The organism is Streptomyces sp. NPDC059816, from assembly GCF_042732055.1.
Taxonomy (GTDB): domain Bacteria; phylum Actinomycetota; class Actinomycetes; order Streptomycetales; family Streptomycetaceae; genus Streptomyces.
In genome coordinates this window covers 195,588-205,366 of the sequence record NZ_JBHWIQ010000003.1, presented here as the reverse complement: position 1 = coordinate 205,366, position 9,779 = coordinate 195,588, and the positions used below count along the sequence as shown (strand labels likewise).

Here is a 9,779-nt window from a genome sequence, read left to right as displayed (position 1 = left end):
TGTTGTTTTTTTTTTTTTTTTTATTTTCTTTGTTGTTGTTATCGATGTTTAACAGGGTTGGGTGAAGTGGGGTGGGGGGTTTCTTGTTCCCCCGGTCCCGCCCGCGCCACTGTGGATCCCCCGACCCCCTGCGATCGCCCGCCGCTCACCAGTGGACGACGACCCCGTCACCGACGCGGACCTCGTCGAAGAGCGCCGCGATCCCGCCCCGGTCCCGTACGTTCACGCACCCGTGCGAGGCGCCGCCGTACCCGTTCGCCGCGAAGTCCGCCGAGTAGTGGACCGCCTGCCCGCCGCTGAAGAACATCGCGTACGGCATCGGGGTGTCGTACAGCGTCGACCGGTGGTCGCGGGACTTCAGGGTCACCCGGAAGGCCCCCTCGCGGGTCGGGGTCACCGACCCGCCGAAGCGGACGTCCAGGGTGGTCCGCACCTTCCCGTCGACCATCCAGCGCAGGGTGCGTGAGGTCTTGCTGAGGCACAGCACCCGGCCCGTCAGACAGCGCGGGTCCGGTCGGTCCGGGTCGTCGGTCGGACGGACCCGTTCCGGATGGAGCTCCGCGGGCCCCGGCCGGGACGTCATCGCCGTCAGCCGGGCCCAGGTGACCGTGTCCACGGAGCCGGTGCCGGGCAGTCCCCGCTTGCCCTGGAAGCCGCGCACCGCAGCGGCCGTCAACGCTCCGTACGTCCCCGTCGGCGCCGCGGCGAGCCAACCGATCGCCCGTAGCCGGGCCTGGAGCCCGCGCACCGCGACCCCGGAGTCACCCACCCGCCAGAGCACCTTCGGCGGCGGCGCGGACGTCCGGGGCGCGGACGGTGCGGACGGTGCGGACGGCGTGGGCCGAGCGGACGGCACGGACGGTGCGGGCCGGGTGGACGGCGGGCCGCCGGGTGCCGTCGGGACGGAGGGGGCGCGGGAGGTCGACGCGCCGGGCCCCGCGGTCCGGGCCGCACCCGGCGTCCGCGGCGTGCACCCGCCCGCCACGCTCACCGCCACGAGGGCCGCGAGGACCGGCACCACCACCCGCCGCGCCCCCGCGGGCCCCGCGCTCCGGCCGGTGTCGCCGCCCGGCCCCACCAGGTGTCGTCGCATGCCCCTCCCCCTTCGGTGCCCGCGCCCGCACCGGTTCCGGTTCCGGTGCCGGCCCTCAGGGTGATGCTCCCCACGGCCGGGTGGTCGTGAACGCGGGCGGATTCCGTTTCCGGCCCGCATGCTGACGGGAACAGACCGGTGACCTGCGGGAGGTGCGGGAATGACGGCGCGAGAGTCGGAGTCCGGTCTACCCATCGAACCGGTGTACGGCCCCGAGGCGCTCGCGCACTGGGACCCCGACCGGCAACTCGGCCGGCCCGGCGCCTACCCCTACACCCGGGGCGTCTACCCCACGATGTACACCGGCCGACCCTGGACCATGCGCCAGTACGCGGGCTTCGGCACCGCCGCCGAGTCCAACGCCCGCTACCGGCGCCTCATCGAACACGGCACCACCGGGCTCTCCGTCGCCTTCGACCTGCCCACCCAGATGGGCCACGACAGCGACGCCCCGATCGCCGCCGGAGAGGTCGGCAAGGTCGGCGTCGCCGTCGACTCGATCGAGGACGTGCGGGCGCTGTTCGACGGCATCCCGCTGGACCGGGTCTCCACGTCCATGACGATCAACGCCCCCGCGGCCCTGCTGCTGCTCCTGTACCAACTGGTCGCCGAGGAACAGGGCGTGCCCGGCGGGCAGTTGACGGGCACGGTGCAGAACGACGTCCTGAAGGAGTACGTTGCCCGGGGCACGTACATCTTCCCGCCCGGCCCGTCCCTGCGGCTGACCGCCGACCTCTTCCGCTACTGCCGGACGGAGCTGCCCCGCTGGAACACCATCTCCGTCTCCGGCTACCACATGGCGGAGGCGGGTGCCTCACCCGCGCAGGAGGTCGCGTTCACCCTCGCGGACGGCGTCGCCTACGTCCGCACGGCGCTCGCCGCGGGGATGACCGTGGACGAACTCGCACCCCGACTGTCCTTCTTCTTCGTCGCGCGCACCACCCTCCTGGAAGAGGTCGCGAAGTTCCGGGCGGCCCGGCGGGTGTGGGCCCGACTGATGCGCGAGGAGTTCGGCGCCCGGGACCCCAAGTCGCTGATGCTCCGCTTCCACACCCAGACCGCCGGTGTGCAACTCACCGCACAGCAACCCGAAGTGAACCTCGTCCGGGTCGCCGTCCAGGCCCTGGCCGCCGTCCTCGGCGGCACCCAGTCCCTGCACACCAACGCGTTCGACGAGGCCATCGCCCTGCCCACCGAGAAGTCCGCGCGCCTCGCGCTGCGCACCCAACAGGTCCTCGCCCACGAGACGGACGTCCCCGCCACCGTTGACCCCTTCGCCGGCTCCTACGCGGTGGAACGGATGACCGACGACCTGGAGGACGAGATCGCCGACCTCATGCGACGGGTCGAGGACCTGGGGGGCGCGGTCGCCGCGATCGAACAGGGCTTCCAGAAGGGCGAGATCGAACGCAACGCCTACCGGATCGCCCGGGAGACCGAATCCGGCGACCGGATCGTCGTCGGGGTCAACCGTTTCGCCCTGGACGCCGAGGACCCCTACGAACCGCTGCGCGTCGACCCCGAGATCGGTGCCCGCCAGGCCCGTCGGCTGGCCGCCCTGCGCGCCGAACGGGACCGGTCCGCGGTGGACCGGGCCCTCGCCGAACTCCGCGGGGCCGCCCGGGGGTCGGCCAACACCCTCTACCCGATGCGGACCGCGCTGCGCGCCCGCGCCACGATCGGCGAGGTCTGCGGCGCCCTCCGCGAGGTGTGGGGGACGTACGAACCCACCGAACGCTTCTGAGCGCGCGGGTCCGGCGGCGGAGCGCAGCGAGCGGACGGGAACGAACGGGCCGGTCACCCGCCGGTGTGTCTGGCGGGCCCGGTGTGTCTGGCGGGCCCGGTGGGACCGCCTCCCGGACTCCGGCTCCTGGGCGCCGCGGGGGAGCGGCACCGGCACGGCGGGCGCCGGTACGGCCCGGGACCCCTGCTCGTAGGTGCGCGCATGGGCCTTGCACAGCCAGTACGTGGGGCCCTCCGGGGTGGTCACCTTGTTGAGGCCGCCCCACTCCTCGGCGGGGTCGAGCTCCCTCAGCAGGGCGTGCATCCGGCGGTGCTCGGCGTGGTCCACGGCCTGCACCGTGGAGCGGGACCCCGACTCGCCCAGCCCGCGGCGCAGTTCCTCCGGCAGCCCGTCAAGAAGGGCCTTCAGCACGTCCACGTCGTCCTTCATGGCCTTGCCCAGTTCCTCGGACACCGCGCCCAGCGCAGCGCCGAACACCGGCACCACGAACTTCAGCGCCTGCAAGGTCCGGTGGACGTACGGCAACACCGTCTCCGTGAACGCGCCGTGCGCCGGGAGTTCGTAAGGCTCCACGCCCTCCAGCAGGTGCCACTCGCCGGGCGCCTCGCAGCACAGGTGGAGCTGGAACACCTCGCCGGGCAGCAGCGCGTGGCCGGCCTCCCGCCTGGTCAGCCGTCGCACCCACACCGGGCTCGGGCACAGCACCTCCTGACGGGACTGCTCGCGGCGCAGCGAGTGGAGGAACCCGCGCTGCTGCTCGGCGAGCATCGCGGTCAGCTCGGCGTGCTGCGTCCGGTCGGTGCGCTGGAGGGAGTCCACCCGGGCCACGAGGTCGCTCAGCATCCGGTGCGACTCGCGGTCGCCCGGCCGTTCGATGCCCTGGAGCAGGAACGGCACGTCGACGTCCCACAGGTGCTCGGGGCACTCGATGCGTTCCCGCGGCGGGTCCATCGTCAACCGGTGCACCAGCTGTTCGGGCCGGAACTCGTGCGTGCAGGGCCGTCCCAGGTCGTCGTGGTGCGGACACGGCACCAGCCGCGTGATGTCCAGCCCCGGATAGCGCAGCAGGGTCTGCTCGAACCCGTCCTTGAGCACCGCGAAGAAGTCGTACGGGTACGGTCCGCGTACCCGTAGCTCCGCCGACTTGGCGTGCCGGTCCACCGTGATCAGCGCCGCGTGCTCGCCGTCGGCGTGTTTCAACAGCGCACCGGACCGCCAGCGCACGGGCGTCGAGAAGCGGTGTTCCCGGGCGATGAACCAGGTCGGGATGCCGGGCGGAACGGTGTGCAGCCGGTAGCGCAGCCGTAGTTCGCGCTGGCCCGGGCCGCCGCCGTAGCGGTCCCACTCCGCCGTGTACTCCGGTGGCTCCCAGGGCAGCAGCTCCACCACCAGGCTCGCCGTCTTGTCCACCGTTCGGTACGACAGGTCGAAGTTCTCCATCATCCGCACGAAGTGCCGGCGCAGCGAACGGTCCACGTCCCGCCACAGGGTGTGCCCGTACGCGTGCCGGAACAGCCCGCCCTCCCTCAGCACCTCCTCGGAGTCGAGCACCCGGCTGATGTACCCGGTGAGCCACTGGGGGCGCAGCACCACCAGGTCGCACAGCTCCTCGTCGTCGGGGTAGGAGAGGAGGTCGCCCAGGCTGTGCAGGGCGGCGGCCAAGGAGTCCTGGTGCGAGGCGTCCCGGACACCGGCCCCGGCGAGCAGGTCGTTCAGCTGCTCCGGTGAGATGTGCTTCTCGGGGTGGGCCCGTACGGCGTCCGCCGCGCGCAGCCAGGTGCGGGGCCAGGACGCACCCATCAGCGGCAGCCGCGCCACCTCCTGCCGGACGCGTTCCCGGACCTCGTCCACTCCCTGGCCGCTCGCGCTGTCCGCGCTCATGCTGCCGATGATCAGCCCCGGGTACGTCTCCCGGAGTTCGCTGAGCGGCAGGTCCGGCGGGCGCGGGCCCAGGTGGGTGGCCACCAGCAGCACGGGGGCGTGCGGGGCGCGGGCCTTGATCATGTCCAGCCAGTAGTGCAGCTTGCTGGCCTCCCAGCCGATCTGCGCGTCCCAGAGCAACAGGAACAGGGACCGGTCGGTGAGGAAGAACTGGTGGGTGGCGTGGTAGATCTCCTGCCCGCCGAAGTCCCAGGTCGCCAGGCGCATGGTGACGGGCTCGTCCGGGTCGGGCGGGCTCGGGTGCGGCATCGTGAGCCTGCCGACGGTCAGTCCGTGGGTGCTGTCCTCGTGCGGGTCGTGGTCCTCGCCGCGCAACGCCTTGAGCAGGGAGGTCTTCCCGACCCTGCCCTCTCCGACCACGACGACCTTGGACGACCACTGGCGGACGGCGTCCGCGTCCAGGTCCCGCAGGAAGCTGAGTACGGCGGGTGTGCCCGCGGCGACGATCTCGGGGGGTGGGGTGGTGAGGGAGTTGCCTGCGAGGCCGATCCTGACCAAGTGCTCCAGCCGACCCATCCCGGTCGGCAGTTCGGTCAGTCGGTTGTGGTTAAGCGTCAACCGACGAAGGCTTCGTAACCTTTTGAATCCTGTGGGGAGCTCAGACAAGTTGTTGCGTTCGAGCCAGAGCTCCGACAACGAGGTGAGGTCGGTGAGCCCCGCCGGCAGGGACTCCAGAGCGTTGAAGCTCAGGCGGAGATGGGTCAACTCACGGAGGCGGGAGAGGGAATCCGGCAGCTGGGCCAGCATGTTCGTGGCCGCGCTGAACTGCCGCAGGTGGGAGAGGTCGCCGATGCTGTCGGGCAACATCGCCAAGCGATTGTGGTCCAGCACGAGGTGCCGCAGGTTGACGAGCTTGCCCAGGGAATCCGGAACGGAGTGAAGCCGGCAGTCCACGATGTTGAGGTCTTCGAGTTGGGTGAGGTCGAAGAGCCAGTCAGGTAGGCGGTGGAGTCTCAAGTGATCGATGTAGAGACGCTTCAGACGGCTCAGCCCCCTGATCGACTCCGGGAGCTCGGTCAGGCCCAGTCCTGGGAGCACCAGGGTGTCGCTCCTGGAAATCCGACACTGCCTGATCAGCCATTCTGCTTGCGCCGTACTCGGTACCTGTCCCCGCTCTACGTACATTGCCCCGCCCCCGATCCGACGCGGGAGCCCGCACGCCCCCGCACTCACGAATTTACGGGTGACCACTGACAGTCGCCGTCCGTTCACGGAAACGGGGCGGTGCCTGCCGATCCAGGCCGGGAGGTACCGACCAGGGACCCTGTCGGGTTGTCGTACTTTCATGCGACACTCCGGCTCATGCTCGGTGTCACAGACCTCTCCGCCTACCTCGTGGGCCTCGTCCTCATCATCCTGCTGCCGGGGCCGAACTCCCTGTACGTGCTGTCGGTCGCGGCCCGTCAAGGCGTGCGGCGCGGGTACACCGCCGCCGCCGGGGTGTGGGCGGGGGACCTGGTGCTGATGACCCTGGCGGCGGCGGGCGCGGCCTCGCTGCTCCAGAGCAACGCCGTGCTGTTCGGCATCGTGAAGTTCGTGGGCGCCGGATACCTGGCCTGGCTGGCGATCGGGCTGCTGCGGACCGCCTGGGCGATGTGGCGGGGCCGGGACGACCGTACCGACGAGGTCGGGGCCGGGGTCGGTGCCGATGGGGCCGCCCCCGTGGCGGGTGAACGTCCGTTCCGTCGGGCCTTCATGATCAGTTTGCTGAACCCGAAGGCCATCCTGTTCCTGATCTCCTTCTTCGTGCAGTTCGTGGACCCCACGTACGCGTACCCGGCCGTGACGTTCGTGGTGCTCGGCAGCTGCCTCCAGGTCGCCAGCGCGCTGTACCTGTCCGTGCTGATCTTCGGGGGCTCCCGGCTGGCCGAGCTGTTCCGCAGCCGCCGCCGGCTGTCGGCCGGGGCGACCACGGCCGCGGGTGCGCTGTTCCTCGGGTTCGCGGCGAAGCTCTCCACCGCGGGGGTGTAGCGCGTACGTCAGTGGTGCCAGAAGCGACCGCCGACGTTGTCGATCATCCGTTGCAGCACCTTCAGCGCTGCGACGTACTCCTCGTCGGACACCCCGTCGTGGATGGTGGCCATGCGTCCGGCCTGGAACTCGGCGGCCTTCTTCCGCAGCGTCTCGCCCGGGTCGGTGATCCGGATGCGCTCGTTCTCGTCCGACCCGGCCAGTCCGCGGCTGACGAGGTCCCGCGTCTCGGCCTCGATGCCCTCCTCCCCGACGTCGAGGTAGCCGCCGAGGAACGCGGCGAGGTCCTTCAGGTCGCGGCCGTCCGGGTGTTCGGCGAGTTGGTTGAGGACCCACCACTGGGGCTGGGTCAGTCCCTGCTCGGCCAGGCCCGCCCGGATGTAGGGCACCACGGCCTCGTACGTGGCCCAACTCCAGTAGCCGATCGGCTGGCGGGCGAGTCCCTGGTCATCGTGTGTGTATTCCATGTCCATGACCGTAGAACCTCAACCAAGATTGAGGTCAAGCGTTCCCGAGCGCGGACCGGGCCAGGGGGCGGCGGACGCCCACCAGGTCGCGCCCCGATAGGGGCGCGGGGAACTGCGCAAAGCCGCAACGCACCCGCACGGGGACAGCGCACCCGCAGCGGAACGCACCCCGATCGAGGAGCGGAGCACCGCTGGTCGTCATCCGAGCGCGGCCCGCTTGACGGCCCGGGCCCGCCGAGCGACCCGACGGACCGTCGCATTGCGGGGGATGAAGGCGAGCTGCGGCGCCGCCCCACCGGGCAGGCCGAGCGCGGTGAGCCGACGCTTCTTGAAGTACCGCAGGGCGGGGCCGCCCTGGTGCTGCCTCAGATACGCCTCGGCCTCGGCGCGGCGGCCGGGGTGGACCTTCGGCTGCATCGCGAAGCCGACGGCGGTGACCAGGGCGTTCAGTTCGTCCGCGGGGACGTCCACCGGCGGTGCGGTCGGTTCGGCCAGGTCGGGCAGGAGCGCGTCGGCCAGGGTGACGGGTACGCGGTTGCTGTTCTGGTACGGGGTCAGCCGCTCCAACAGCAGCGCGGTGCCGACCCGCGCGACCGGCAGCCCGTAGAGCGCGGACGCGGTGAACAGCGCCGTCGAGAAGCAGCCGACGACGAGCGCGGGCCGGTTCCGCCGGTACAGGACCTCCGCGAGGACCGGCCGGTCCAGCACGGTCAGTTCGACGTCCAGTTCCCCCGCCGCCTCCTCCAGGCGCCGCGAGAGCCGGGCACCGGCGGTGGGGTGCGGTTTGAGGACGATCCGCCGGTGGCCCAGGGCGACGGCGCCCCGCAACATCTCCAGGTGCAGGTCCTCCTCCTCGTCGACGGTGAGGATGCCCAGGGCCGACAGGTACTGGCCGAGGAGCAGCGCGGGCCCGCCGCCGGGCGGTTCGGGCCCGGACAACGGCCCTGCCTCGTCATCGAGTTCGGCGAGGACCTTCAGGAACGCGTCCGTCGGGACGATCCGCGCGGGCACCCCGAACTCGGCGAGCAGCAGTGGCCGCAACCCGGGCACCAGGTCCAGGTGCAGCAGGGCGTGCACCCGGGTGCCGATCAGCGGGTCGAGCCGGTCCCGGGTGGGCCCGTAGCTCATCAGCCCGTCCGCGTACACGTGCACCGGCGCGTCCGGGAAGATCCGCATCACCGCCATCGCCGGGTTGACGTGCGGGGACTCCACGACGAGCGTGACCTCGTCCTCGCCCAGGTGCCAGGCGAGCCGCAGGTACCGTTCCCACAGCGGGACGTCGTCGGTGCGCGGTGACCAGCCGCTCGGGTGGAACGGGGCGATCGTCGCGTTCCACGAGCGGACCTCGTCGAAGCGGGCCCGCAACCGTGCGAAGCCGGGGGCGGCGTCCAGCGCCGGCGAGGTCTCGGGCACGGCGGCGTTGTTGCAGACCAGCAGGACCGTCCGGTCCGCCGGCGGCAGCAGGCCCGCGTCGAGCGCGGCGGCGAGGGTGGCCGCCCCGTACGCGGTGGACGCGAGCAGGACACGGGTGCTCACGCGCTGGCCCCCGCAGCGGCGGGGCGACGGCGCAGCCTGCGCAGCCGGGTCGAGCGCGTGACGTCCATCGCGTCGAGCACCCCGTCCAACACCGCGGGGGGCATGCGTCGCAGCGCAGCCGCGCTCATGACCTTGAGTTTGCGCGCCACGTCCGGTTCGAACCTTTCGATCGTGCTGAGGTGATGGGAAATGATGGCGCAGTACGTGCGCACGGCTTTCGGAAGGAGTTTCTCCGCCTCGGGGTCCTCGGCGGTTTCCCGGAGGACCTGGTCGAAAGCGCGAATGAAGTCGAGTTGCCGGACATCACCGATCTGCGTGAGCGATGACGATATTCCGCGCCGGTAGAACACCCCGAGGAGTCCGGTGATCGCCATGGATTGCGCCTCGCGGTGCAGCCGCCAGATCCACGGCCGGTCCTCCGCGGTGCGCAGCCCGTCGGTGAAGTGGAGCAGCCCCCGCTCCAGCAGCCGGCGGTGGTACGCGCCGGCCCAGGCGTACGGGTAGTCCACCGAGGTCGTGCGGTCGGCGGGCAGGATCAGCGAGCGGGGGTCCAGCACCTCGCCGCGCCGCCCGTGCGGAACGCGCCGCGGCGCCCGGGACCGTCCGGTGCTCTGCACATGGTCGGTGCGCACGAAGTCGCAGCCCAACCCCTCGATGACGGAGAGGAGTTGGTCATAGTAGTCGGGGGCGACCCAGTCGTCGCCGTCCAGGAACGTGAGGTACGTGCCGCGGGCCGCGTCGATGCCCGTGTTGCGGGCGGTGGCCAGTCCCCCGTTCTGTTCGTGTCGCAGGAGCACCGCGCCCGGCAGGTCCCGCGCGGCCCGTTCGAGGAGTTCCCCGGTGCCGTCCTGCGAGCAGTCGTCGACCAGGAGGAACTCCCTGTCGCCGCGGGCGTTCGCCCGCAGGCTCCGCAGGGTGTCGGGCGCATATTGCCGCACGTTGTAGAACGGCACGATAACGGAGAGCTTGACCACCCGGCCGACGTTATGCGGATGTCCGGCATTCGTCTTGACTCGGGGACGCATAC

General features: G+C 71.3%; 6 protein-coding genes and 1 pseudogene. 2 read left to right on the top strand and 5 right to left on the bottom strand.

Translation table 11 applies throughout. The features are described 5' to 3' along the window. Positions 1 to 145: 145 nt before the first annotated feature. Positions 146 to 1,093 carry a peptidoglycan-binding protein gene (locus tag ACFV88_RS05720; protein WP_385486387.1) on the bottom strand — a complete coding sequence of 316 codons (948 nt, stop codon included), beginning with the start codon at positions 1,091 to 1,093 and terminating at the stop codon, positions 146 to 148. 160 nt (positions 1,094 to 1,253) lie between these two features. On the opposite strand from ACFV88_RS05720, the gene ACFV88_RS05715 reads away from it, so the two are divergent. After that, positions 1,254 to 2,837, top strand: a complete 1,584-nt coding sequence (locus tag ACFV88_RS05715) for a methylmalonyl-CoA mutase (RefSeq protein ID WP_385486385.1) — start codon at positions 1,254 to 1,256, stop codon at positions 2,835 to 2,837. 1,209 nt (positions 2,838 to 4,046) lie between these two features. On the opposite strand, the pseudogene ACFV88_RS05710 reads toward ACFV88_RS05715, so the two are convergent. Then, a pseudogene (locus ACFV88_RS05710) lies at positions 4,047 to 5,525 on the bottom strand (COR domain-containing protein); the annotation flags it as partial. Positions 5,526 to 6,080: 555 nt separating this feature from the next. Between ACFV88_RS05710 and leuE the strand changes: the two are divergent. After that, entirely contained in the window at positions 6,081 to 6,749 is a 669-nt protein-coding gene (gene leuE, locus ACFV88_RS05705) for a leucine efflux protein LeuE (RefSeq protein ID WP_385486383.1), read from the top strand. 8 nt (positions 6,750 to 6,757) lie between these two features. On the opposite strand, the gene ACFV88_RS05700 is transcribed toward leuE, so the two are convergent. From ACFV88_RS05700 to ACFV88_RS05690, 3 genes are all read right to left on the bottom strand, one after another. After that, positions 6,758 to 7,216 carry a MarR family winged helix-turn-helix transcriptional regulator gene (locus tag ACFV88_RS05700; RefSeq protein WP_385486381.1) on the bottom strand — a complete coding sequence of 153 codons (459 nt, stop codon included), beginning with the start codon at positions 7,214 to 7,216 and terminating at the stop codon, positions 6,758 to 6,760. Positions 7,217 to 7,414: 198 nt separating this feature from the next. Then, positions 7,415 to 8,752, bottom strand: a complete 1,338-nt coding sequence (locus ACFV88_RS05695; protein ID WP_385486379.1) for a polysialyltransferase family glycosyltransferase — start codon at positions 8,750 to 8,752, stop codon at positions 7,415 to 7,417. Beyond that, on the bottom strand, positions 8,749 to 9,726 hold the full coding sequence (locus ACFV88_RS05690) for a glycosyltransferase family 2 protein (RefSeq protein ID WP_385486377.1): 978 nt from the start codon (positions 9,724 to 9,726) through the stop codon (positions 8,749 to 8,751). The genes ACFV88_RS05695 and ACFV88_RS05690 overlap by 4 nt, the downstream gene beginning before the upstream one ends. Positions 9,727 to 9,779: the final 53 nt, after the last annotated feature.

Excerpts from the sequence above, each read along its gene's own strand:
- ACFV88_RS05720 (WP_385486387.1), bottom strand. The coding sequence starts at position 1,093 with ATGCGACGACACCTGGTGGGGCCGGGCGGCGACACCGGCCGGAGCGCG.
- ACFV88_RS05715 (WP_385486385.1), top strand. The coding sequence starts at position 1,254 with ATGACGGCGCGAGAGTCGGAGTCCGGTCTACCCATCGAACCGGTGTAC.
- leuE (WP_385486383.1), top strand. The coding sequence starts at position 6,081 with ATGCTCGGTGTCACAGACCTCTCCGCCTACCTCGTGGGCCTCGTCCTC.
- ACFV88_RS05700 (WP_385486381.1), bottom strand. The coding sequence starts at position 7,216 with ATGGAATACACACACGATGACCAGGGACTCGCCCGCCAGCCGATCGGC.